Origin of the sequence: Nitrosopumilus adriaticus (assembly GCF_000956175.1) — an archaeon.
GTDB lineage: Archaea > Thermoproteota > Nitrososphaeria > Nitrososphaerales > Nitrosopumilaceae > Nitrosopumilus > Nitrosopumilus adriaticus.
Genome location: NZ_CP011070.1, coordinates 1,201,067 through 1,225,004, shown reverse-complemented (window position 1 = coordinate 1,225,004; position 23,938 = coordinate 1,201,067). Strand labels below are relative to the sequence as shown.

29 protein-coding genes and 1 other RNA gene are annotated in these 23,938 nt (G+C 34.0%); 14 read left to right on the top strand and 16 right to left on the bottom strand.

Annotated features, from left to right (window positions below; translation table 11 throughout):
- Positions 1–2: 2 nt before the first annotated feature.
- On the top strand, positions 3–992 hold the full coding sequence (locus NADRNF5_RS07255; protein ID WP_048116683.1) for a CPBP family glutamic-type intramembrane protease: 990 nt from the start codon (positions 3–5) through the stop codon (positions 990–992).
- On the opposite strand, the gene NADRNF5_RS07250 is transcribed toward NADRNF5_RS07255, so the two are convergent.
- The 3 genes from NADRNF5_RS07250 to cofD all read right to left on the bottom strand — a co-directional run bounded on the left by NADRNF5_RS07250 (position 981) and on the right by cofD (position 3,561).
- A complete protein-coding gene (locus NADRNF5_RS07250; protein ID WP_048116680.1) occupies positions 981–1,889 on the bottom strand; it encodes a transcription initiation factor IIB in 909 nt (302 codons plus the stop codon). The genes NADRNF5_RS07255 and NADRNF5_RS07250 overlap by 12 nt on opposite strands.
- Before the next feature lie 111 nt (positions 1,890–2,000).
- Complete coding sequence (cofC, locus tag NADRNF5_RS07245) at positions 2,001–2,639, bottom strand: 2-phospho-L-lactate guanylyltransferase (protein ID WP_048116677.1); 639 nt, start codon at positions 2,637–2,639, stop codon at positions 2,001–2,003.
- 1 nt (position 2,640) lies between these two features.
- Complete coding sequence (gene cofD / locus NADRNF5_RS07240) at positions 2,641–3,561, bottom strand: 2-phospho-L-lactate transferase (RefSeq protein ID WP_048116674.1); 921 nt, start codon at positions 3,559–3,561, stop codon at positions 2,641–2,643.
- A gap of 116 nt (positions 3,562–3,677) precedes the next feature.
- Between cofD and NADRNF5_RS07235 the strand changes: the two genes are divergently transcribed.
- Entirely contained in the window at positions 3,678–5,045 is a 1,368-nt protein-coding gene (locus tag NADRNF5_RS07235; protein ID WP_048116664.1) for a hypothetical protein, read from the top strand.
- Between the two features lie 21 nt (positions 5,046–5,066).
- On the opposite strand, the gene rnpB is transcribed toward NADRNF5_RS07235, so the two are convergent.
- Together rnpB and NADRNF5_RS07230 are read right to left on the bottom strand one after the other, a co-directional pair.
- An RNA gene (rnpB, locus tag NADRNF5_RS10795) (RNase P RNA component) lies at positions 5,067–5,346 on the bottom strand.
- A gap of 33 nt (positions 5,347–5,379) precedes the next feature.
- Positions 5,380–6,009 (bottom strand): class I SAM-dependent methyltransferase, encoded by a 630-nt coding sequence (locus NADRNF5_RS07230; protein ID WP_048119325.1) that lies wholly within the window; start codon positions 6,007–6,009, stop codon positions 5,380–5,382.
- Between the two features lie 398 nt (positions 6,010–6,407).
- On the opposite strand from NADRNF5_RS07230, the gene NADRNF5_RS07225 reads away from it, so the two are divergent.
- On the top strand, positions 6,408–9,365 hold the full coding sequence (locus tag NADRNF5_RS07225; protein ID WP_237089233.1) for a hypothetical protein: 2,958 nt from the start codon (positions 6,408–6,410) through the stop codon (positions 9,363–9,365).
- Here the strand turns inward: NADRNF5_RS07225 and NADRNF5_RS07220 are convergent, their stop codons facing one another.
- Positions 9,366–10,580, bottom strand: a complete 1,215-nt coding sequence (locus tag NADRNF5_RS07220; protein ID WP_048116661.1) for an NAD(P)/FAD-dependent oxidoreductase — start codon at positions 10,578–10,580, stop codon at positions 9,366–9,368.
- Between the two features lie 53 nt (positions 10,581–10,633).
- The gene (locus tag NADRNF5_RS07215; RefSeq protein ID WP_048116658.1) at positions 10,634–10,843 is read right to left on the bottom strand and encodes a hypothetical protein; all 210 of its coding nucleotides are present in this window, start codon (positions 10,841–10,843) and stop codon (positions 10,634–10,636) included.
- Positions 10,844–10,948: 105 nt separating this feature from the next.
- On the opposite strand from NADRNF5_RS07215, the gene NADRNF5_RS11810 reads away from it, so the two are divergent.
- Both NADRNF5_RS11810 and NADRNF5_RS07210 read left to right on the top strand, forming a co-directional pair.
- Positions 10,949–11,074 (top strand): hypothetical protein, encoded by a 126-nt coding sequence (locus NADRNF5_RS11810; RefSeq protein ID WP_257719695.1) that lies wholly within the window; start codon positions 10,949–10,951, stop codon positions 11,072–11,074.
- On the top strand, positions 11,055–11,636 hold the full coding sequence (locus tag NADRNF5_RS07210) for an endonuclease dU (protein WP_048116655.1): 582 nt from the start codon (positions 11,055–11,057) through the stop codon (positions 11,634–11,636). Before NADRNF5_RS11810 ends, NADRNF5_RS07210 begins: the two co-directional genes overlap by 20 nt.
- Here NADRNF5_RS07210 and NADRNF5_RS07205 read toward each other — a convergent pair.
- From NADRNF5_RS07205 to NADRNF5_RS07195, 3 genes are all read right to left on the bottom strand, one after another.
- Entirely contained in the window at positions 11,625–12,386 is a 762-nt protein-coding gene (locus NADRNF5_RS07205) for an SDR family NAD(P)-dependent oxidoreductase (RefSeq protein WP_048116652.1), read from the bottom strand. The genes NADRNF5_RS07210 and NADRNF5_RS07205 overlap by 12 nt on opposite strands.
- 61 nt (positions 12,387–12,447) lie before the next feature.
- Positions 12,448–13,326 carry an NAD(P)-dependent oxidoreductase gene (locus tag NADRNF5_RS07200; protein ID WP_048116641.1) on the bottom strand — a complete coding sequence of 293 codons (879 nt, stop codon included), beginning with the start codon at positions 13,324–13,326 and terminating at the stop codon, positions 12,448–12,450.
- 27 nt (positions 13,327–13,353) lie between these two features.
- A complete protein-coding gene (locus NADRNF5_RS07195) occupies positions 13,354–13,740 on the bottom strand; it encodes a hypothetical protein (protein WP_048116638.1) in 387 nt (128 codons plus the stop codon).
- Positions 13,741–13,820: 80 nt separating this feature from the next.
- Between NADRNF5_RS07195 and NADRNF5_RS07190 the strand changes: the two genes are divergently transcribed.
- A complete protein-coding gene (locus tag NADRNF5_RS07190) occupies positions 13,821–14,186 on the top strand; it encodes a C2H2-type zinc finger protein (RefSeq protein WP_048116635.1) in 366 nt (121 codons plus the stop codon).
- On the opposite strand, the gene NADRNF5_RS07185 is transcribed toward NADRNF5_RS07190, so the two are convergent.
- Complete coding sequence (locus NADRNF5_RS07185; protein ID WP_237089232.1) at positions 14,177–14,539, bottom strand: hypothetical protein; 363 nt, start codon at positions 14,537–14,539, stop codon at positions 14,177–14,179. The two genes, NADRNF5_RS07190 and NADRNF5_RS07185, sit on opposite strands and share 10 nt — an antisense overlap.
- Here NADRNF5_RS07185 and NADRNF5_RS07180 point away from each other — a divergent pair.
- The 4 genes from NADRNF5_RS07180 (at position 14,527) to artG (ending at position 17,061) form a co-directional block, all read left to right on the top strand.
- On the top strand, positions 14,527–14,724 hold the full coding sequence (locus NADRNF5_RS07180; protein WP_048116632.1) for a hypothetical protein: 198 nt from the start codon (positions 14,527–14,529) through the stop codon (positions 14,722–14,724). The two genes, NADRNF5_RS07185 and NADRNF5_RS07180, sit on opposite strands and share 13 nt — an antisense overlap.
- 32 nt (positions 14,725–14,756) lie before the next feature.
- Complete coding sequence (locus NADRNF5_RS07175) at positions 14,757–15,419, top strand: DsbA family protein (RefSeq protein WP_048116629.1); 663 nt, start codon at positions 14,757–14,759, stop codon at positions 15,417–15,419.
- Entirely contained in the window at positions 15,420–15,905 is a 486-nt protein-coding gene (locus NADRNF5_RS07170) for a hypothetical protein (RefSeq protein WP_048116626.1), read from the top strand. It abuts the gene before it with no gap.
- 238 nt (positions 15,906–16,143) lie between these two features.
- A complete protein-coding gene (gene artG, locus NADRNF5_RS07165; RefSeq protein ID WP_082051994.1) occupies positions 16,144–17,061 on the top strand; it encodes a thaumarchaeosortase in 918 nt (305 codons plus the stop codon).
- Between the two features lie 9 nt (positions 17,062–17,070).
- On the opposite strand, the gene dinB is transcribed toward artG, so the two are convergent.
- Positions 17,071–18,165 carry a DNA polymerase IV gene (dinB, locus tag NADRNF5_RS07160; RefSeq protein WP_048116623.1) on the bottom strand — a complete coding sequence of 365 codons (1,095 nt, stop codon included), beginning with the start codon at positions 18,163–18,165 and terminating at the stop codon, positions 17,071–17,073.
- Positions 18,166–18,237: 72 nt separating this feature from the next.
- On the opposite strand from dinB, the gene NADRNF5_RS07155 reads away from it, so the two are divergent.
- From NADRNF5_RS07155 to NADRNF5_RS11805, 3 genes are all read left to right on the top strand, one after another.
- Positions 18,238–18,486 (top strand): hypothetical protein, encoded by a 249-nt coding sequence (locus tag NADRNF5_RS07155; protein WP_048116620.1) that lies wholly within the window; start codon positions 18,238–18,240, stop codon positions 18,484–18,486.
- Between the two features lie 40 nt (positions 18,487–18,526).
- On the top strand, positions 18,527–19,123 hold the full coding sequence (locus NADRNF5_RS11920; protein ID WP_192828306.1) for an AlbA family DNA/RNA-binding protein: 597 nt from the start codon (positions 18,527–18,529) through the stop codon (positions 19,121–19,123).
- An 88-nt stretch (positions 19,124–19,211) separates the two neighbouring features.
- A complete protein-coding gene (locus NADRNF5_RS11805) occupies positions 19,212–19,343 on the top strand; it encodes a hypothetical protein (RefSeq protein WP_257719694.1) in 132 nt (43 codons plus the stop codon).
- Here NADRNF5_RS11805 and NADRNF5_RS07140 read toward each other — a convergent pair.
- Genes NADRNF5_RS07140 through NADRNF5_RS07130 form a run of 3 tightly spaced genes read right to left on the bottom strand, consistent with a single transcriptional unit; the run spans position 19,340 to position 21,718 of the window.
- Positions 19,340–19,960, bottom strand: a complete 621-nt coding sequence (locus tag NADRNF5_RS07140; RefSeq protein ID WP_048116612.1) for a LysE family transporter — start codon at positions 19,958–19,960, stop codon at positions 19,340–19,342. The genes NADRNF5_RS11805 and NADRNF5_RS07140 overlap by 4 nt on opposite strands.
- 53 nt (positions 19,961–20,013) lie before the next feature.
- Complete coding sequence (locus NADRNF5_RS07135; RefSeq protein ID WP_048116608.1) at positions 20,014–20,727, bottom strand: proteasome assembly chaperone family protein; 714 nt, start codon at positions 20,725–20,727, stop codon at positions 20,014–20,016.
- A gap of 49 nt (positions 20,728–20,776) precedes the next feature.
- Complete coding sequence (locus NADRNF5_RS07130; RefSeq protein ID WP_048119310.1) at positions 20,777–21,718, bottom strand: deoxyhypusine synthase; 942 nt, start codon at positions 21,716–21,718, stop codon at positions 20,777–20,779.
- Positions 21,719–21,821: 103 nt separating this feature from the next.
- On the opposite strand from NADRNF5_RS07130, the gene NADRNF5_RS07125 reads away from it, so the two are divergent.
- A complete protein-coding gene (locus NADRNF5_RS07125; protein WP_048116605.1) occupies positions 21,822–22,916 on the top strand; it encodes an inositol-3-phosphate synthase in 1,095 nt (364 codons plus the stop codon).
- Here the strand turns inward: NADRNF5_RS07125 and NADRNF5_RS07120 are convergent, their stop codons facing one another.
- Complete coding sequence (locus NADRNF5_RS07120; RefSeq protein WP_048119307.1) at positions 22,917–23,651, bottom strand: carbon-nitrogen hydrolase family protein; 735 nt, start codon at positions 23,649–23,651, stop codon at positions 22,917–22,919.
- Between the last annotated feature and the right edge of the window lie 287 nt (positions 23,652–23,938).

Here is a 23,938-nt window from a genome sequence, read left to right as displayed (position 1 = left end):
CATTGGAACATTCCAATAGACTTCTTCAATTCCTTGGAATTCCGTTTACTGCATTACAATCAATTATTCTTGGTTTACTGCTGGTTTCATTTCCTATGGGAATCTACATTGTTTTTGAAAGCGACATTGGAGATGATATTAATTTTGAATATCCTATAACACATCTGAGTATTTTTGACGGTACCGACTTTTATCAATCTCCACTGGATGTGACCATTGGAGATGCATTTGTTGTTTTGTGGATTTTTTATGCTGCGCTATTTACAATTGCAATTTTAGGTCCAAAACATGGATTTTTAAAATCAATTTCATCGATAATCTCTTTTGGAAAATTTAACACCTCGACAAACTATATGATTGGAATTACAAAATGGTTTTCAATCTTAATCCTGGTTTCTGTAGTAATTAATTTCGTCCAAGAGGCATTCGGCATAGTGACTGTACCTCCTCTCGATGACAATAATCTGATTCAGTTCTTTTACGTCTCACTTGCACCTTTGATTGAAGAATTTGGATTTCGCCTAATTTTGATAGGCATTCCACTGTTTGCGTTATACTCACACAAATCTTCTCCCAAATATTTTATCAAATGTTTATGGGCTCCTAGTTCACTAAAAATTTATGATTACAAAAAAGCATTTTTGCTAATTGCCTTTGTAGGTATTTTCTTTGGATTTGCTCATATTGCATTTGCTGAATCTTGGACTGAAGGAAAATTTGCCCAAGCCGCTGCTAGTGGCATTGTATTGGGATGGGTTTATCTGAGGTATGGATTTGTGGCCTCTCTTTTGATTCATTGGGCTATGAATTATTTTGTCTTCTCTTATGCAAATTTCATTTCACAATTAAACTCCATTTCAATTGAGGAAGCATTCTCTTACCCCCTAATGTCTTCCTTGGAAATATTGTTGCTAATATCTGGAGTTGTCTCTGTTTCAATTTTATTTGTAAATCGTTTTTATTCTAAAAAAGAGCCTTCCTTAGAGATTTAATGCTACTTTCAAGCCTTTGTATCTATTTCTAATTGTGACTTCGGTCACTCCTGCAGCTTCTGCAACATCTCTTTGTGTTTTGTTTTCTCCGTTTGTGACACATGCTACATAGAGTGCAGCAGCTGCTAATCCCATTGGATCTTTTCCTGCTGAAATTTTATTTTCTTCAGCAGTTTGTAAAATTTTAGTTGCCTTTCTTTTTGTTTTTTCTGATAGTCCTGCCTTACTTGCAATTCTTGAAATACATTTGATTGGATCAACTACTGGCATTTTTAAATTCAATTCTCTTAGTAATAGTCTGTAACATCTAGCAATGTCTTTTCTTTTGATGTTGCTTGCTTGGCCAATGTCTTTTAGAGTTCGTGGTGTTTCTGTATCTCTGCATGCTGCATAAAGTGCAGATGCGATTAATGCTGAAATTGAGCGTCCTCTTACCAGGCCCTTCTCTAATGCTTTTCTGTAAATGTATGCTGCTTTTTCAATTACTGCGTCCCCTACTGCAAGCTTGTCTTTCAATCTGTCCAATTCACTAAACGCTTGTCTGAAATTTCTATCCACTGGCTCATGAACTTGACTTCTGCTATCCCAAGTTCTTAATCTCTCAATTGTGCTCTTCATTGAAGCAGTTAATGGTTTTCCTGTTGCATCTCGATTTTGTGGATTGATTACCGTGGCTAGACCCATATCGTGCATTGCCAGTGATGTTGGAACTCCTGCCCTGCTTTTGTTTTCACCTTCATTTGAAAATGATCTCCATTCTGGTCCTGACTCTTCAACTTTATCTGTAATTACAAATCCACATTTTCCACAAAAATTCTCCCCTGTATTGGCATCTGTAACAACTGTTCCTTGCCCGCATCTTGGGCATCTGTCTTTTGGATTTACTTTTTTAACCATCTTTATTTCTCACAAAACCTTTAATGATACTATTTAAAATTTTCTAAATTATTGTTTATAAGTTTGTTGGTGATCTCAACTGGTTTTTTTGATCTTAGGAAAATAATATTTTCAATTAATCTCTAGGATTTTTTTAATTTTTTCTGCGATATGTGGTTTTTCGTTTTGTTCTAATAAAAATTTCAAATCTTCTATATTGTCTACATCCCACATTATTCTTTTAACGAAAACCATTGCAACATTTAGCGTGTGCTCTTTTGCGGTATTCATATGGATTTTGTAACTATCTTCATCATAATGGGTTTCCATTAAATCAATTGGCATTCTTGCAAGGGCATTTGTTCCATCAAATCTTCTTGAAGGAATAATTATTGCAAAATTAGGTGGTGCTTTGTAGTTTAACATAAAATCAATATCTTGTGTTTTGATGTATGGGATGTCTTGAGGGAATACAATGGATGCATCATATTTGTTTTCTAAAAGGTATTTGTCTGCAATTGATACTGCACTATTGACACTTTCCTCTTTTTCATCAATCAATACTACTGCGTTGAATTTTTTTCCAATCTCAATTGCTTTTTCTTCTTTTGTCACTATGATTGTTTTATCAATTTGAGGGGAAATTGAAATTGTATGTAGAATTTCTTCTAGCATTATCTCACACAAATTTTCAATTTTTGCTGGAGATAAATCTAAACGTGTCTTTGCATTGGAGAAAGTTTTTACAGGTATTATTGCAGCTATTTTCAAATTAAACGTGGACTTGTTTTAAAATGAAATTTGCTAATGCGTCTTCAGCTAATTTATTTTTCATAGTGATTTTAGTTTCAAAAACTCTCATGTCTAAACTTTGAATTTTCTTTGTAAGTAATCTGTCTTTTGAATCTAAGATTATGTTGGAGCATACATCTGAATACATTTTTGCCAATCCATAAGCATTAGATTCAATTCCTGCTGCTTGCATGTATTTTGCTGCGGGTCCGCTTATTGCATTCTCTCCAATTAGTGGACTTACTGCAACAACTTTTTTCTTAATTTTTGATAATTCTTTTCTAATGCCTTTAATCTGTAACATTGGCCCAATTGATGTAAGTGGATTTCCTGGAGCCAAAATAACCATGTCTGCATCATGGATTGCATTTACTGCTTCTGGGTTTGGTCGTGCTTTATCGGCCCCGATATATTGGATTCCTAAAACTGGATCTTTTCCCCTATGCTTTACCCAGTATTCTTGTAAGTGTAATTCTCCTTTGTCTGTTGTAATCCTAGTTTCAATACTGTTATCTGTAACTGGAATGATGTTGGCACTTACTGCAAATTTCTCACACATCCATTTTGTAATGTCGCTGAGATTTTTTCCATTTTTTAGCATGTTAGTTCTAATCAAATGTGTTGCAGCATCTCTATCTCCTACTCTAAACCATGTCTCTTCTCCAAAAACTTCCATTTGACGTAAAAAGTTGAAGGTATCCTTTTTCATTCCCCAACCTCTTTCTTGATCAAGTAAATCTGCTAAACCGTAAACGATGGTGTCGATATCTGGACAAACATAGAGACCATAAAGCCAATAATTATCTCCGACATTGCTGATCACATTAACTTTGGACTCTTGAGCTACCAGTCCTCTTACTAATTTGACTGAACCTGTTCCTCCTGCTAATACTGTGATCATACCATTTTCCCCTAAAACTATCTAGTTTTGTTTTATTACCTCATATTACTTTTTCAAAAGATTGCGATCATTTAACTTAGGATAAGTTTATTACTGTTATTTTGTGGATTTTACTCGTGTCTAGGGCTGTAATTTTAACAGTTTTGCTTGTTGGGCTTGTTGTATTTGGTACTACTAGTCCTGCATGGGCTGCACAATTGGATGCACGAATTAATCCAAATGCTGACGAATCTCCATTCGCTATAAATTATCTAAAAACTGTCTTTATTGAATATCCTAATGGCGGGCAACTCTTTGATGTACTACGTGGAAATGAATGGACTGTTGCCGGAGTTGCAGATTCTTCAAATCCTGGCGTTCAAGATTTAATGAATAAACTAAATCAAAAATTATCTGATGATGGAAGTCATGCAAAAATTACCGATTTGAATGTGGCTTATGAATTCTTTCTTAAAGGAAGAAACATCAATACCTCAATAGATTACAAAGTCCTCCTTGAAGGAACCCTTTCTGGTTATGTGATTACAAAAGATTCCCAAAGAAGTTTAGTTGATTTGGGCTGGAGAGGAATGACTGTAAATGATGAAATTAACATTGATGGTGTCGAGATTAACATTCCAATTAACATGCTAAGAGACCAAGAGCCTGAAGTTTATGCTGTATTTGCTGGAACAGAAGCAGAACAAGTTCTTCATAGACCTATAATTAATGCTGATTTTATTTTACAACAACCCCTTACAAATTGGCACTTTTTGTTTGATCCAACTGGTATCAATGTAGATGCTGGAACATTTGGATTGGATGAGTCAATTTCTGGATTTGTCGTATCTAGTTGGACTATGGGTGAAAGTAGTATTAGAGAAGGCAGACAAGTAGAAAGAGTATTTACTGCAGAAATTGATGCTGATGAAAGATATGTTGTTAGAAGTGTACAATCATCAGATACAGCTACATTATCTTTGATTGGATTTGGTTCAATAGATGTTCTTGATGGTCTTGAAATTGCTGGTGTTACGCCAACTACTCCTGAAGGTTATGGAACAACATCCACTGGTGACTTTCCAATTTACATTGTATACGGAATGGCTGGATTGGCAGCCGTTGCAGGAATTGCATTTTTCTTTGTAAGTAGCAGATCTCTTAAAAACGAAAAAGTTGGTCAACAAGGAATTGATCCTAGTAGATTAGTAGGTTACCAAACTAGTGCATCATCTGGTGGTTACCAAACCAATAGAGGTGAGGCCCAACTAAAAGATGAAACTGATTATCAACAAACAAGAAGTGTTTATGAAAATACAGCACCTCAAGAAACAACTACCCCTCCTCCAACAATGGCTAACCGTGAGGAGGCAGCATGTGGATGTGCTGCATCTGCTGAAATGGGCTCTGAATGTGATTGTGAAATGCAGGGCTCATGTCTATGTGATGCATCATGCGGATGTGCAGCAGAGATTTGTAAAGAAAATGCTCAATCAATGAGTTAAAATTTTAAAAATTAAAAAAATGTGTGCTGGGAGTAACCCTCCTTCTGTTTTCACGATATTTCGCTTTGCAGCCTACCTGAACCTAGTACAGGAACTTTAAGTTCTGTTTGGCCTTGCTCCATGTGGGGCGGCTTTTTTCATTCCTTCTATGGAAACCTCAGGTTTTGCCATCATAGTACGCCATATTGGATTTTTTTCTGCTCCGTTGCCAATCATCTCTGATTATCCATCTCCGGATCACATTTCCTGTATGGAGGGAGGAGTTTCCTCTGCCGTAGCAGCGTGTCGTGCTCCAGCTCACATGATAGTTTGGTATCTTGATTGAATTTGAATATTACCTTTGAGGCTTTGTGCCTATAATGAACAATGTTCCAAATTCACGTTTCCATTTTTTCTTACTTTTCAAATCTTTGATTTGCTTTGTTTTTGTAATAAACCCCGCATTCTTGAAAAACTCTTTCCATTCTTTTTTTGAATGCAAATGCATTTGTATTTTCATAATCTTTGCCCATTTTGCTGTAGCCTTGTTGTCTGAGTAAAAATCAGTCCCACAGAAAAAACTTCCCCCGGGTTTTAACATTTTAAATATTTTTTTTAAGGCAACATCAATTGAATCTGCATAATAAATTGATTCCATTGAGAAAATAAAATCAAACTTCCCTTTGTACTTCATTGATTCTATATTGGTATGGATGAATTCTTCTTTCTTACTCTCTTTTTTTTGTTTTGCCTGTATGACCATCTTTTTACTTTTGTCAATGCCTACTGCCTTTCTGCAATTTTTCTCCTTTGAAATTTTCTTTACTACCCATCCATTTCCACAACCAACATCTAGAAACGTAAATGGTTTCTCAAATGATATGGTTTGTAAAAATTTTGAAACATTCTTTCCGTGCTCTACCTCCATCAATTCCGCTCTTCCATTTTGAGCCCATTCATCAAAGGTTTTTCTAACTCCATCCATAACTCTCATGACTTGTTATTTCATTTTAGTTTTCGTTTCACTGATGATTGATATGAACGACTTCTACGTGCTTCTTATATTTTATTTAAATTAATTTTGTTTGAAAAGAATTGCCTGATGAATCATGCCGAAACTGTGGTGGAAAATTATATGAGCATACCAAATGCTCCTATTGCTTGAAGCCAAATAGCATGATTTGTAAAAATTGTACAAAGTGCACAATCGAGCAATTCCATTCAATTTGTATATCGAAAAATACCAACCATGCCAACACTGTGCCAAAAATCAAGTCTGGCAACTACTTTACTGTAGTTGCCATGGCTTGATTGTGTGGAGTAGGGATTCGCATATCATAGCTACTCAAGTTTTAAGTATGATTAATCTCGGTTTGTAACTTTATGGGGAAATTTCCAGTAGTTCTGAGCCTAATGGTAATATTGCTGATGCCTGTATATGCGACTGCTCAGAGCCCTGATAGGATTACAATTCTTGATGATTTTGGAAGTTATGAGAGTGGTGAACCTCTTTTCATTTATGGTACTATTGCAAGTATTACTGACGACTCATTTTTAATTATGCAAATTTTTAATCCTCAAGGAGATTTATGTCAAATCCAGCAACTCATGCCTTTATCAAATGGGGTTTTCATCACTGATGTAATTCCACTGAAAGGAAGGATTTGTGGCATTTCTGGTGAATATGAAATTAAATTGTTTTATGGTGACTATGCCAAATCAACAACATTTACTGTATCATCATCAACTTTTTCAGAACCTAATAACGATGAAAAAATTTCAATGGCGCAAAAATTGGTAAATGATCAAGCATCATTAATCAGTGATTTGTTTAATGTTTCATCCCCAATATCTAATCAAACATCCAATAATCTGTCTGAATTAGAATCAACATATGTTAATTTATGGACTGAATTTTTTGCAGATGACTTAATTCTTGATGTTGATCCGTTAATTAGACCCGCAGTATCCTCTTCGCTTGATTCTGTTCAACAATTATTAGATGATGATGAAATTTCTTTTGATATTGCAAAGTCCATTGATGAAACAACCTATACAGCAATATTTTACTATCAAATTGGTGACAAAACAACAGCCATCGATTTGTTAAGTGATGTATTTGTGGATATTAGAAATGTAAATCCTGAAAAGACAAGCAATCAAAAAACTCCTACATTTGATGAGTTAGAGGAGACATTGTTAAACTTGATGAAAAAATCTGACACTGTAATGAGCAAACCTGTGAAAAATGAAGTGGGATTTATTTTTGCACGGGGCACTGCTCCAATTTACTCTGATGAACTAAGTGAACTAATAGATATTCTTTCAAAATCAAGATATCTTGATGTTGTATCAAGAAAACAAAGTGACCTTTATCGATTGGTTCAAAATGATTGGGAGTCCCTTAAACCATCTTTGATGAGTAAAGAGTCAATTGCTGAGTTAATTGAATCAAAAACCCGTGTTTCTGAATTGCACCAAGCTGCAGTCTTACTGCGAGAATTAGATAATGTTGAACGATTTATTTCAAATGATTCTGAAGAAAACAGTGATCTTGCTAATCTGATCATACCTGATTGGGATAATTTAGAAACTGATTTAGCTCTGGCAACGTCAGTTCAAAACATTTTGGATTCAGAATCTGAAATAATACAGATGGCTCAAATCATTGACATATCATCCAGAATTAACAAGAGTGTTGAGATTTCACAATCAAGTGGAATTGATTCTTCTCTTGTGGAAGATTGGAAATCACTACTAGAAAGGGTGGAAAATGCTGAATCTGCTGATGAGATCTTAGAAATTGTATCTGAATTTGATCAATCCATGACTGAATTAAGAGAAAAACGAAACCCATTGTTAGTTTTAGAATTTCAATATAATACTATGAAACAAAAAGCTGAACTTCAAGCAGATTATGAAAATCTGTTTTTGATTGATAATGCGCTCAAAATTTTGGATACGGCCAAACAAATGGAATCAGGAAACCCCTCAATTACCCGAATTGATAGAATTGAAGTTTTACTAACTTGGGTGAGTGAAAAGGCCCCTCAAATAAAATCTGATTTGGATTCATATGATAAAGATGCATTCAAAGTACGTGCAAGTGATATTCTACAGCGTGCAAAATCACTTGAAAATTTAGTTGAACTTAGTTTGACAAAGAATCGTTTCTTACCAAACTATATTGAATTCACTGACAAGTTTAATGAGAAAATAGATGATGTACGAGACCTTGTAATCAAAAATGATCTTGATCAAGCTGATTTCTTAGTGCGCGAATTATTTGTAGAATGGACTGATGTTTCACAAGCATATGCAAATGATCCTCTTGGTTCTGATGTTGGATATACTGCAGATGAAATAAAGCGAATTGAATTCCGTAAAAAACTTGATGCCTTCTCAAATATGGTTTCTACTTTTTACAACAGTGAATTTTCTGCATATGTCGATGAATATAATAAAATGATGGATGATGCTAATGAACTAATCAGCATTGCAAATTTTGTTGATGCAGAATCTAAAATCTCACAGATTGGGGACTACCTTAGTGAGTATTTGGTTTTAGAAAATCCAAAAATCATTTATGATATTTCCTTTGATGCTGAAAAAGATATCTGGGTTCTAAATGGTGCTACTGAAAAATCTGTTTTTGATAGACGTGAAAATCTATACGTAACTATTTTCAATATGGATGGTAGTACTCATAGTAGTTTAAAATTCACTGATACAAAACAAGGTAATTTTTACACTCAGTGGATTGCTCCAACTGATCCTGGTCTCTATGTGGTGATGCTGCAGTACCAGGATTCAAAGGCGACCCAAATTGTTCATGTTGAAGAAGAATTTGACTACAAATACAGTGCATCAGATTTGAACTTAGTTGAATTAGCTCGAGAGTTTGAAGAACTTGAATCATTTGCCGAAAAATTTGGCGGTGATGATTTCGCTAGTAATCCTCGCTTTTCATCTGTGATCACTGAAATTAAAGCTGGCTTTATTGACAAAGATGCAGCAAGTGTAGATGAAAATATTGATGAATTAAAGCTAATAATAGAACGATATCTTCCAATTCGCTCCAGAACCGCAGTCATTGAAGCATCCTATGAAAATGATAAATTGATTGTGTCAGGTGCAGTTCAGAAGACAATTTCTTTTAGAGAGGACCTGTTTGTTGACATTTTTGATCAGAGAGGGAATCTTGTAGAGGCGATTGCTCTGAAGGATAATTCTTCAGGGTTGTTCTCTGAAATAATATCTGAACCATTTGATCCAGGTCTTTATGTTATACAATTAGAATATCACGATCTTCGTGTAACTGATTTTTTTAATGTAAAGTAATTATTTTTTCCCTTTTACTAAATTGAAGAGCTGTCTTACTGCAAGTTTTGGATGATGCGTTGCTAATTTTACCATATTTGATAATCCAAATTCTGCTTTAATAAAATCAATGAACTCTTCTGAATTCAATTCTTTGATAATGTCTAATTCTTTATCCCACTCTTCATCCGATAGTCCAATCCATCTGTCTTGTACTTTGCCTGCTGAATTTATTTTTGATTCAATCGCTTTCCTCCAATTTTCTTCATATGGCTTCAATGCATCTTTGTCTGTTTTTCCTGATTTTATTGCCTCTGATGCAACTTTTCCTGCAACTCTGCCGAATTTTATTGCGTATCTTATCCCTTCTAAAACTAATGGGTTTGCCTGACCTGCAGAATCTCCAACTAAAATTAAATTATTAAAAACAGTGTCTCTTGATAAACCATCATTTGGAATTAATCCATAATGAAATTCAATTGGTGTTAACTTTCCTAGTTTTTTTATTGGGCCAACCTTGGAATCCATAAGTTCTTTGAGTCTTTGAGTTGGGTCTACATCTGATTCTGGTTTTCCAACTCCTACTCCAATTCTAACAATGTTGTTGCCTAGAGGAAAAATCCAGGCATATCCAGCTGGTGAGTATTGTTGACCTACCATTAGCCACCATGTGTCTGACTCTACATTTTCTGCTTTTACTTCGTATTCTGCTCCTGCACCAAATCGCTTCCACTGGGATACAAACCCCATTGCCTTGCATAATGTGGATGGAAATCCGCTTGCATCAATTACTACTTTTGAATGAAATGTAATTTTTCCATTAGGTCCAATACCTGTAACTCCTACGATATCTCCTTCCTCGTTTTTAATTACATTATTAACATTTACTTTTAAAAAAATATCTGCCCCTGATTCCTTTGCTTGTTGTGCTAACCACCTGTATGATTTTCTAACGTCTAAAACAGCTGCTCGTGGAACTGAGTCACTAATCATAACTTCATTATTTGGTGAACAAAATGAGAAATTTTTAATCGGATTAAAACAATCATCTGGGATCCCAAACTCTTTGATATTTTTAATCCACGTGACTCCGCTTGTTCTGACTGTTTCTGCAATCGAGTTTTCTTTTTCTAATAATGCAACTTTGATTCCATTCTTTGCCGCCGCAAATGCTGCTGAAGAGCCTGCTGGGCCTCCTCCCACCACAACCAAGTCATAATGATGTTCTTCATCCAACTTAACTAAATCTAAAGCAGCTAGGATATAATTTTGAGGAATTTTTTTGAACCTTATTTCTTTAAAACTGGAGTGCCTGTTGAGTCGTTTTCTCTTTCTGAATCAAATGTTTCCATATGTGCTGGATCTCTGTGCATGTAACTATGAGTTTCTCCCTCACTCTTTCTGCAGAATTTAGAGTGTATTGTCTCTTCAACCTTTAGGGTTGTTTCATTTTCATGAAAAAGACGTTTTCCACAGTCAGGACATATGAATTCGGGCATATTTTTCGTCTGCATCAAATCTATTTAGATGTTTCATGCCCTGCTTGAATATCTATTTTTTATTCCAACAGAAACTTTAGATGGTAACTATTTTTTTAATTATTTGTGGATGAATCTCAAATCTCATCTTTTGTAATGTGGTCTGTAATTACTGGCGTTGTAATGGTAATTACGGGATTGAGCTACCGTGCATATTTGAGGACAAAAAACAATGAGATCCCTCCATCTTGAAAAAAAGGGATTAAGGGGGCTTGCAATAGCTGAAAGCTTTGCCCCTAATTCATCAAATTCTATTTTATCTGGAATTGTAATGAGACGAGATTTCATTATTGATGATTTTGTTTTTGGAAGTGCAACATTGGGTGGTGATGATGCCACTGATTCTATTCTTAAAATGTATGGTGAACTAGATAGACCTGATGTAAGTTATGTGCTGATCTCTGGCTTGATAGTTTCGATGTATAACATTATAGATATCAAAAAATTATTTGATTCCCTACAAATTCCAATCATTGGAGTTTCATACAATGATTCTCTTGGAATTGAAGATGCTATTAAACATCATTTCCCAAATTCATCTGAATCCAAAATTTTTGAATATAATAAATTGAATAAACGAGAGAAAATTACTTTGCATACCTCTCATGATATTTTTGTTAGAAAGGAAGGTTGTACCTTAAATGACGTTAAGCATCTTCTTAATGATATAACATTACATGGTTCTATTCCAGAACCTATTCGCGTCTCACAACTACTTGCAAAAAGATTGTTTGAAAAAGGATTATCCTTCTGAGGCAGTCTTACCACCATCCACGTTGAGAATGGTGCCTGTTACCCAATTTGCTTCGTCTGATGCTAAATAGAGTGCAGCATTTGCAACATCTACTGGTTCTCCAACTCTTGCAAGTGGTAATCTTTCTTCGAGAACTTTCCTTGCTTGGGGATCGTCTAAATATGGTTTAATCATTCCTGAATTAATTATTCCTGGATTCACACAATTGCATCTGATATTTCTTCTAGCATATTCGACTGCAATTGATTTTGTAAACATGGAAATTGCGGCTTTAGTAGCTGAATAAACTGCCAAATGAACTCTTGGTATTGCCCTTTCACTTGATATTGAACCAATATTTACAATAGAACCCTTTTTCACATCTGACATTTTTGAAAGCACTGCCTTTGTCATATGGAAGACTCCTAACAAATTCACATCAATGAGTTTTTTAATTTCCATATCCTTCATTTCATGAAAGTGTACTGGGTCATTTATTGCTCCGGCGTTATTTACTAAAATGTCTATTTTACCATAAGTGTCCATGATTTGATTTACTGCCTGTAGTGTTTGGGATTCATCAGTCAAATCACATGTAACTGAAGCTGTTGACTCTTCATTTCCGATCTCTTTTCTTGCTTTTTCTAAGCCTTCTAGATTTCTTGCAACTAGAACTACTTTTGCCCCTTCTTCGATAAATCTTTTCACAATCCCTTTGCCTATGTCACTTGATGCACCAGTTACTATGGCAACTTTATCACTTAATCTCATACTAACACAAAGAACCCGTAACTTATAGAATTTTTGTTTAATTTTATTCGTGATTTTGGTTTTATTTTGAATCATTAATTCTTTTAATGTATTCGATTATTCCTGTATAGTCTACATTTCCCAATCCCTCATTTAGGGCATCTCCGTAAACTTCTTCAGCCTTCTCAGTCATTGGTAATTTCACTCCTAAAGATTTGGCAGTCTCTGTAATCGTACTGATATCTTTTTTTAGATTTGCAAGAGTGAATGTGGCTTCATATTGGCCTTTTGCCATTTTGTATGCCTTTTTTTCACTCATCCCTGTTTTAAAATAAGTCGAGTTTAAAATTTCAAGAAATTTTTCAGGTTCAACATTTGATTTTTTTACAAGTGTAATTCCTTCTGATAGAGCAAGTGCTAGCATAGTTATTTGAAGATTCATAGCCAATTTGACTGAATGTGCCACTCCACTTTCCCCTAAGAAAAATACTCTGTTTGCAATTCTCTCAAAAACATCTTTGCAACTTTCAAATGTTTTCTTATCTCCTGATGCCATCATTACTAAGTCTCCAGTAATTGCAACATTTGGTCCTCCCATCACTGGAATATCTAATTTCTTTATATTGTGCCCAAGAAATTTTTCTGAAATATTTTTTGATTCTGATGGATTTATCGTACTCATATCTGCAACAATTAATTTTTCATTTTTACCTTCAACAATTCCATCTTTTTGAAAAGATACCTGTTTTACTGCTTCTGCATCTTTTACTACAATTATTAGCAGTTCTACTTGCTCTGCAACCTCTTTTGGCGATGAAGCAACTCTTGCACCTTTCTCTTTGATTTGTAATGTTTTTTCTTTTGATCTGTTGTAAACTGTTATTTCAAAACCTGAATCCAACAAATGCAGTGCTACTGCATTCCCTAACATTCCTAATCCAATAATTCCTACCTTTTTCACTTATTGCACTTCCTATGAATTAATCTCTCAATGACGTTCTTCATTTTGTATCTCCCATTGACTATTTCCAAATCTTGGTGCTGAAAATTCTAATTGACCTATTGTCTTTTCTCCTTTTTTGACTTTGGCAAAATCAAATTTTTTTAATCTCAGTAATTTTTCTTTTGGTTTGTACCCTCCTTCAATAACTCGTACCTTGAATCTTTTACTGGCTTTGATAATCATTTTTCTAGCAATTTGAACATCCCCCATCCATGAAAACATTTCAAAATCTCCAAAATTTTTTGTAGAAATTTCATATCCGTATAGTCTTGCTTCAAGTTTTACCCCTTGTTTCTTGGCCTGACTGTTTAGCCATGACACGACCTCTTCGCCATGACCTTTCTCAACTCCAAATGTTTCTGAATCTCCCATTCTATTCACAGACACTGCCAACCATAATAATCATTTTCAATTATTGTTAGACTAAAATATTGACAACTTCTTGAAATCTTATGCTTACAATTGATTGCAAGGATATTTCTTCAATAAAAAATGAATTGCTAGTGTATGTTGCAGATAAAGTGGAAGCTATTCCCACAATAAAACAACATCAATTCACACTTTCTACTTTTGATGATGATCCTATTGATGTTGATTTGGTGATTTCATCCATTAAAGAATACTTGGACTCTATTGATGAAGGAAAAAATTTTGCTGTGATCTCAAATAATGAGAGAATTAACATAACATCAATTTCAGGAAGAGTGATAGAAAGAGAAACTGTGAAGCAATCTGATATGTTTTCGTGTACTCATTGTGGGTATGTTACAAAATATGAAGTTGAACTTAATGTTCACATGAGAATTCACTATCTTTGAATTTTTTTAAAAATTTTAAATGCTGGGTTTTTGATTATTGGAATCTCTTGTGCAAGTGAAAAACTATATCCTTCAAAACGTTTTTGATATTCTGAAATGTAACTTTGTGTAACTTCCAATGTTCTAAAACTTGTTCTTATTCCGTTAATCTTGGATTCTTTTCCAAAAATATCATGTACTACGATTGTGTAGTGACTCTGTTTGATTTGATACTTTGAACTACAATACCATAAAATACCAAATACTACTACAAAAAATCCTGTAACAAATTTGTCCAGACTTTTTAGCACATCTTGATTTTCAACAGGATCTTTATAAGCACTAGTTACCCAAAAAAATAGTGGACAATCCATCAAAGAATAATACCAAAAAAGTCTATTGTGAAAAATGTGATCTAGTTTTAGAATCTAGAGAAAAATTTGAAAAACATCTTGATCAGCATTCATCAAAGATGGTATGTGAGATGTGTCCAATTGATATTGCAATTGCAAAATTTGTAAATTTGTTTAAAAGAAAGTCATCCCGTAATTTGGAATAAGTTTTTTTAACCAATTAACTCTGTTTTGAAATATGAACAAAAAAGCTGTAATTCTAGGCGTAATTGTTATTGGAATTATTGCAGGTGTTGCAGCATCCCTTTCATCCTCTCCTTCAGAATCTGTGAATCTTGATATGGGTAGAACACACGGAACCATTTCTACAGCTATGGGTTCTGCAATTTTGGGAGATCCTTCTGCTCCAATAACTATTGTTGAATTTGGTGATTATCAATGCCATCAATGTTATAATTGGTTTCATAATACCAAGCCTGCGATAACACGTGATTACATTGAAACTGGAAAAGCAAATCTAGTTTTTGTTGACATGGCCTTTTTAGGAAAAGATTCTCCAAAAGCAGCTCAAGCATCATACTGTGCTGAAGATCAAGGGATGTATTGGGATTACCATGACTTACTTTACATCTCACAAGAATCAAAAATTGATGGAGGATGGGCAAATTCTGAACGACTAAAAGCATTTGCATTTAGTTTAGGTCTTGACATGGAACTTTTTGAAAGCTGTCTTGATTCCGGAAAATATTCTAAACGTGTGCAGTATAATACACAACAAGCAAGAGATAATGGTGTACGTGGAACTCCTGGATTCTTTATTGTAGGACCAGACGGACAGCAGCAACTTGGTGGTGCACAACCATTTTCAGTGTTCAAACAAATATTGGACACAATGGCATAGATGACATCTGTAACAACTCTGATATTTTCAAATTTCAAATATCTTCTTTTAGCAATTATTATTTTTTCATCTATGATGGTGGGCCTGCTAATTTTATCTGAATACATATTCTTAGAGCCATATGTAGTAAGCCACATTCCTTCTGGTACTGAATTTGGATTTATTCTAATTTTAACAATTTCTTTTTTATCTGCTTTAGTTTTACCAATGAACATATTTCGAATTAATATTCTTAAAAAATCTAAACAAAAAATTAGCGGCGGAATATTTGGATCTGTCATTGGTGCTGCTGCAGGTGCATGTAGTTGTGGGCCAATTGGATTTGCTGTAATCTCAACATTTGGATCAGTAGGGGCCACTGCAACTGCATTTTTAACAAATTATGAAATACCAATTAGAATAATTGCCATTGGAATTTTGACTATCACATACTTTACAACAATAAAATCCCTGAAAATTGAATGCAAGTTTGATCCTTCATCTTAATGCACTAGAAATTACCAATTAGGCAAATAATTACAACCTTTGAATGTATGTTAGAGTCTTGGGAATAGAATTTATGACATTCATTTATGTTCCAATCAGGCCAAGTAGGAGAGATCCTGAGGCAGATGAAATTGAAGATGCCGAAGATTAGTGGCTCTTTTTCCAATTTTAATTTATGAATAAATTTTCAAAACTTACAAAGTTCAGCTATTTATTTGCCATTTTTTAGGTTTAACTAATGCAGAATTGGAATCTTATTTTCGGAATTATCATAATTGCAAGTCCAATTCTTTTCTCGATGATTGCATATCCTGATTCTATAGCATGGAGTTGGAATGAAGGTCGGGGAGGTTATTTCTTTGCACTTGTTTTCGTAGTAGCTGAATTAATTGGTCTTAAAATTGTCCTATCAAAAAAACGATTACTCACAGTTATTCCTATGGCAATTCTAACTATTGGATATTTAATTTCATTAGAGTATGGTTTAAGAGAGTATCTTGTTGAATCAGCCGAGCAGTTTGATGTGCAATTAATTTACTCCTGGACATGGATGTGGGATTTTGTTGTAATGGCAATTTTTGTTGTTGCTGCATTGACTATTTTCTTTGGCAAGCGATGGATTAGAATTGCACCAGCTGGACCGATCTTTTTAATTGGCACTGCAATTATTCTTTCCCTTGATGCATTTTTCCCATATGATACTTTGGGTCCATTACAATATGTTGTTCCATACTTTGTTCAAGCAAATGTGTGGATTATCACAGTTCTTGATCTAGGAACTGCAGTGGCAAAAGACAATGTCATGTTCCTTCGGGGTGATCATGGTTCTATGGCTTTACAAGTATTTTGGCCATCTGCAGGTGTTCATAGTATTATCATTTTTTCATTAGTCATTGGAGCATTCATGCTAAAATTGAATATTCCAAGACCCCGAAAAATAATGTATTTTGTTTTAGGGATAATTGGAACAATCACTGTTAATCTGATTCGAATCTTTTCATTATCTTGGTATGCTCTTAAGGTAACAACAGATCCTGTGGCTTGGGAAGAATACCACAAAATTGCAGGCGAAATTATGTTTTTGCCGTGGCTATTTGCATTTATTCTGGTGGTCATATTGATAGAATCAAGAAGAATGAAAAAACTTGAACAATGAGTTCCTAATTTAAAAATAATTTGTAATGCTGCTTTGACCTTGAACTTCTGAAAGCTCCGAAACTTTAACTCCTAATCTTCTAATTGTATCTTTTTGATTTTCTAAAGCTTCTTTTAGTAATTGATCAGCATTTTTTTGTAGTTCCTCCAGACTTTTTGTTGGATTTTTGAGCATTCTAGATTTTGATTTAATTGATAAATCTGATTGAACAATATGAATTCCGACCGATTTGAACATTCTATTATTTTTCATTAACACATTATGTACTTCTTTAGATAATTCAACAATATTTTCATACAAAAATTGATAGTCTTTAGAATCTTTTTTCAATGTAGATATTTTACTATATTGTATGCTTGCCTCTCTTTCTTTGACTGGTTCGGTGTCAATTCCTCTCACTGCATTGTAGATGTAAGTTCCACTCTTTCTCCCGAACTCTTTATTCAAGGTAAAAACATCCAATTTTTTTAAATCTTGTATAGTTTCTAATTTCATCTCACTAAATCTCTGTTCAGTTTTTTTACCAATTCCTGGAATTGACCTGATTTTTAATGGTTCTAAAAATTCATTCATGTTATCTGGAGTTACAACTGTAAGACCGTCTGGTTTTCTAAAATCTGATGCAATTTTGGAAATTAATTTGTTAGGTGAAATTCCAATGGAACAACTAAGTTTGATTTTTTCTCTAATGGAATTTTTAATTTGCTGTGCTAGGTGACTTGCTTTTTTAAAATCTCCATCTACTCGTTTTGTTACATCTAGGTATGCTTCATCTCTTCCAACATATTCAAAAATATCTGCGTTAGATTTCATAACCTCCATTGCTTTTTGTGACATTTCAGAATAAAATTCAAAATCTACTGGCAAAAATACTGCATCCTTCCTATCTTCTAATCTTTTCTTTGCAAATGAAATTGGAATGCCTGATTTTACACCAAATTTTCTTGCAGCATAATTAGCCGTGGCAATTGCACCGCTATCTCCTCCCCTATCTGAAAAAACACAAACACATACTGGCTTTGTTTTTAATTCTGGTGATCTTGTCTCCTCACACTGAGCATAAAAATAATCAAAATCTATGTGGAAAACTACTCTCGTTTCCAATATTTTTCAATGTTGTTTTGATTATTACTGTATTGTGTATTCATCTAAATACTGATGCCATGTCATAATTTTATGGATTATCCAGTTTCTGCTGATGAAAACGGAGTCAATTTAAAACCTGAGAAAATGGAAAAAGAAAAACTCTATCATTGTATTTTTAAAAATAAAGCAATGCTGGTTTTCAAAGATTCTCAAGATGTCTTAAATTGCTATGAGATTGAACAAGAGGATTTGGTTGAGAAAATAAGAAAAGCTAGTAATGAAGATGATCTTGAAAAATTACTTGAAGACTATCTCAAAGGGCAAAACCTGAAAAATTAATAAACGCCGGAGAAAGTTTTGTAATGACAGGAATTCAAAATTGAGCGACCCTAAAAAATCAAAAGATGCTGAAGACATTTTATCCGAATTTGACTCTAGAACTAAATCTGAACCTGAACCAACACCAGAACCTGAACCAACACCAGAACCTGAACCAACACCAGAACCTGAACCAACACCAGAACCTGAACCAACACCAGAACCTGAACCAACACCAGAACCTGAACCAACACCAGAACCTGAACCAACACCAGAACCTGAACCAACACCAGAACCTGAACCAACACCAGAACCTGAACCAACACCAGAACCTGAACCAACACCAGAACCAAAAAGTGATGCTGCTGAAACTCATCCTCCTTCTGAAGAGCGTGATGTGATTTTTGTTGGTACTAAACCTATAATGACATATGTTTCTGCAACTTTAACTCAACTTTCTACTAGGCCAACTGTGACGATTAAAGCTAGAGGTAAAAGAATTACGCAAGCAGTTGATGTTTCTCAAATGATTGTAAAAAGAATGGATTCAGTTGGGTATGTTATTAGTGATGTAAGAATTTCTTCTGATTCTCTTACTTCGCAAGATGGGAAACAACGAAATGTTTCTACAATGGAAATTGATATTTCAAAAAATTAGTTTAAAAAATTTATTTCTATTTGCATTATTGATTTTATTCATTCTTGTACTCCTTAGTTTTACAGGAAATTCATGTGGGATTCAACATATGTTGATACTAAATGATATTTTCTCGTATGAAAAATCACTTGATCCTGAATTGTGTGAAATAATTGTTGAAAAAATTGATTCATTTAATGATTCATGTGAACCTGAAATAGAAATTTTGGATTGCAGTTAATATATCGAATCTGTCAAGAACACTATTCCAAAATACACTAATACCAAACTCAAACAAACCATCAATACTTTGTAGTTTTTATTCGATAGTATCTTTGAACTTTTTGAAGCAAGAAATGATATTACTCCTAACCACACAAAATCCATCCATATATGTAAACCGAACAAAATTACAATTCCGGCAAATGCCCAAATCAACATTGCATCTGAAATTAATTTAAAACCAATTGTAAGCCACCATATTATGAAAAATGGATTTAATGCACTAAGTAAAACCCCTGCAATTAGTGGACTCTGTTTTGGTTTAATCTCTGAAATTTCTTTTCTTGAAAAAACTGTTCTAATTTGAAGAATTGCAAAAATGAAAAGTGTTATTGCGCCTAAAATTGAAATTACTGTTCTAAATTCAGGAAATATTTCTAAAGAAAACACTCCTATTCCTAATAGTATGATTAATGGAAATTCTACAATTGAATGGCCAACGGCCATCTTAATTCCCGATCTTGTACCGTCTCTTAATCCATATGATATGTTTGCTGCAAACAATGGACCTGGTGCCATTACTCCTGATGCTGAAATGGCAATAACTAGTACTGCAAATTCTAAAAATTGTTCCATTTTCTACTGATTACAAGAAATTAAAATCTGAATTAAACATTAATTGAAAAATTTTATCTATACATTGAATCTTTGATCTGGCTTGATTCTACCTGTGCTTCTTTTATTACTTCTTCAGCTTTTTCTGCCTCATTTTGTAATGATGATATGTTGCATGAGGCACCTGGGATTAATTTTGACATAGCCATACAAAGATTTGCACTCGATTTAAAATCTGGACCTTCCCCCTTTGTGTGAAAGACTATTACTACAACATCCTGTTTTATTACACTTCCTTCATTTAACAAAACTCCGGGAATTCCTGGAACTGTACCGTGTTCTAATACTTTTAATCCCGCATCTCTTATTTTCTTTCTTGCTGATTCAGTACTTCCAATTCCAATCATCTCTTCATTTCCATTAGGATCTTTAACTGCTACACTACTGAGAATTAATTCGATCTTGTGTTTTTTTGCCCATTCAAACATAGTTCTAGCTGTAACTCTGTGTAAAGATTGTTCAAGTGTTAGATATGATAAAAAAATTGCAACTTTAAGATCCTCATTAACAAAAATCCTAGTTGGATAATTTGGCTTCCCATTTTTTATCACGCTTATTGGTGGAAATTTTTCTGAATCAATAATACCTGCTAACTCAAAATTTGATGTGTGTATCATTGACTCTGTTGCAATTGCACTGCTAAATCCTACTGAAGGAAATCCATCAATTAAGTACCCTCCTTCAAGATTCACAGATTTTATCTCTTTAATTTTAATTTCAGAAGTCAATAGAATATCTCTGTAGTGATTAGATAAGAGGGTTTATCTAGATTCAAAACTATTTTTGTAATTTTTTGATTAATGCTGCATAAATAAATGGCAAAATTGTTGTTACTTCTGCATGTAGTGTTGATTGTTTAGCTTTTTGCGTTACTTTTCCCCAAGAAATTGCTTCTCTGACCAAGGCTCCACTAAGACTCCCATCAAATTCTTGTGCAGTAGTGATGTAAAATGCATAATCTAACCCTTCTCTATATTGATTCCACCATAATGTGTGATGTTTTGAAATACCCCCGCCAATCATAAATGCTCCTGATTTTTCGGCTTTGAAAATAAATCCTGAAAGTAAATCTGCATCTCCCGTCATGTTAAGTTTGAAATCGCTGTGCTTTTGTGCAAAAAGCCAAATTTGACTCCCTACTGCACCATCCATTATTCCTGGAACTACTACGCTTACGTTGTTTTTCTGTGCCCAATAAAGAAATGAATCTTCACCTAGATGTTTTCCAATCATTTTACAAATCTCTGCAGTGGTCATTTCTTTTACTCCTTTTTGATACTCTTCTTCTAAAAATGCCTGCATTTTCTCTTCGATGAGTGGACCATAACTATCCATTGGAACAAGCACATTTCCTAATCTATGGATATTTTGATCTGCCAATTCCATGTCATCCATCGTAAATGTTCCTTCTTTGTAATGTGAAAAATGTCTTGCAATGTCATGATCTAATGCACCACATGTTGTGATTGCAACATCAAACCATTTGTTTTTTATCATATCTTTGATTATTCCTCTTAGTCCGGTCGATACTACTGCACCAACAAATGAAACAAATCGCAAACACTGTTTATCTGAAATCATCTCTGACAAAATTTCCAATCCGTCTGATAGGTTTACGGATTCAAATCCCCCTGATTGAGATAATTCTTCAAAAATTTCCACTAAAGATGTATTGGAATCTATTTCTATGTCTTTTACTGGACGACCCGGCTCTACCATTAGTTTGGTTGTTGATGCCAAGTATAAAATTCTGCCTTCAAGAAACAATTTCATTCTGTCGAGTAAGAAAACTTTAAACCCGCCTAATAATACCAAATTTCAAATGTCTGATAGAATAAAAGTTGGTTTAGTTGGTATTGGAAATTGTTTTTCTGGTTTAATTCAAGGAATTGAATATTATAGAAAAAATCCTTCTCAAGAAGTTACTGGAATTATTCATGATAAATTAGCAGGATATGGAATTCATGATATTGATTTTGTTTGTGGATTTGATGTTGGTGAAAATAAAGTTGGTAAACCCCTTCATGAAGCAATCTATGCATTTCCAAATATGGTTGATTGGATTGCTAAAGAAGATTTACCACATAATGATGCTATGGTGTATGAAAGCCCAATTTTAGACGGAGTGGGGGTTTGGGTTGAAAATAGAATTAAACCTATTGAAAATCCAAAATCTGTAGAACAAATCACTGAAGAGGTTAAACAAATTATCAAAGAGAAAGGAGTTGAAATCATCGTATCTTACTTGCCTGTAGGTTCAGACAAAGTTACTGAATTTTGGGCTCAAATTTGTCTGGATACTAACACTGCTTTTGTGAACTGTATTCCTTCATTCATTGCATCTGATGAAAAATGGGCAAAAAAGTTTGAAGAAAAGAACATCCCATGTATTGGTGATGATATTAAAGGTCAAGTTGGCGCAACTATTGTACATAGAACACTGGCAAAATTATGTAGTGACAGAGGAACTAAAATTGAAAAAACCTACCAAATCAATGTTGGTGGAAATACTGATTTTCTAAATATGAAAGAACAAGATAGATTAGCTTCAAAAAGAATTTCTAAAACAGAAAGTGTTCAAAGCCAGCTTCGAGAAAGATTAGATGATGATCAAATCTATGTTGGCCCATCTGATTTTATTCCATTTTTAGGTAACACTAAGTTAATGTTTATGAGAATTGAAGGTCGTCAATGGGCAAACATTCCTTACAACATGGAAGTTCGTTTGGAAGTAGATGATAAAGCAAACTCTGCAGGAATTGTAATTGATGCAATTAGATTAGCTAGGATTGCACTTGATAGGGGCGTCGGTGGTCCAATTAAACCTGCTAGTGCTTATTTGATGAAGCACCCAATAGAACAAACTTCTGATGCTTTAGCAAAAAGTGAATGTGAAAAGTTTGTTGCTGGCAATTAACTATTGAAATTTGTTTGAATCTGAAAATCTAATTTTTCTACTTGATTCGTATTTCTCAAGTTCAAATTCTTTGCTTTTTTGACTTTCGCCTTTTAGTTTGATCATGTTTGTTGTCATAATTTTGTTATTTTCTGATAGATCTACAATGATGCTATTCCCACCATATTTTTTATTCTCTACATTTGCAGCAATAATGGGTATTCTGTTCTCCAATGCCCTGATCTGAACATACATCTGCCAAGGAACAATACCTCGCCTAACAATTCTGCTTGGTGAAAATAATACCTGGGCCCCTTTCTTTGTAAGAATGTTGGCAACATTAGGAAATACCATATCATAGCAGATGATTATCCCAAACTTGCACGATGTATTGAAAATTTTGGCCTCTTTTCCAGGCTTTACATTTTTTCGTTCATAATCAAAAGGATGGATTTTCTCCTGCCTACCTATGAATTCCCCCTCTGGTCCTATTATTGGGGAGATGATTGATGTATTTTTTTTGATTTCATAAAATGCCCCTGGTATTATCGTCATTGCAAAATCTCTGGCAATTCTCTTAAATTCTAAAAATTCCAAATCAAAATCTTTGATTTCATTATTTTTTAACCATTGTTCGGGTAGGCATACTATTTCTGTCTCTTTTCTGCCGAGTTTTTTTAAGATCTCTGATACTTTTGATATTCCTTTTTGATTTGAATCATAGGATTTTGTTTGAATCACTCCTAATTTGACCATAATTTTAGAATCCATTATCGGTAATTATAGGTGGCCCTAAAATCAATAAATTAGAAAGGTTTCCGTCTTCTTTTAATTATATTGGATGATCGTTTAATCCATACAATCGATATTATTTATTATATTATCTAGAATTATTATCAACCCGATGAAATTCTCAAAAAATTTATTCCTATTTATGGCCGGATCTATTGTGGGGTTTATCACAACTCCTCTGATATAATTTATTGAAAACAATAATTCATCCGATCATACTATATTTCAAAAACTTCCTGTTTGTTTTTAGT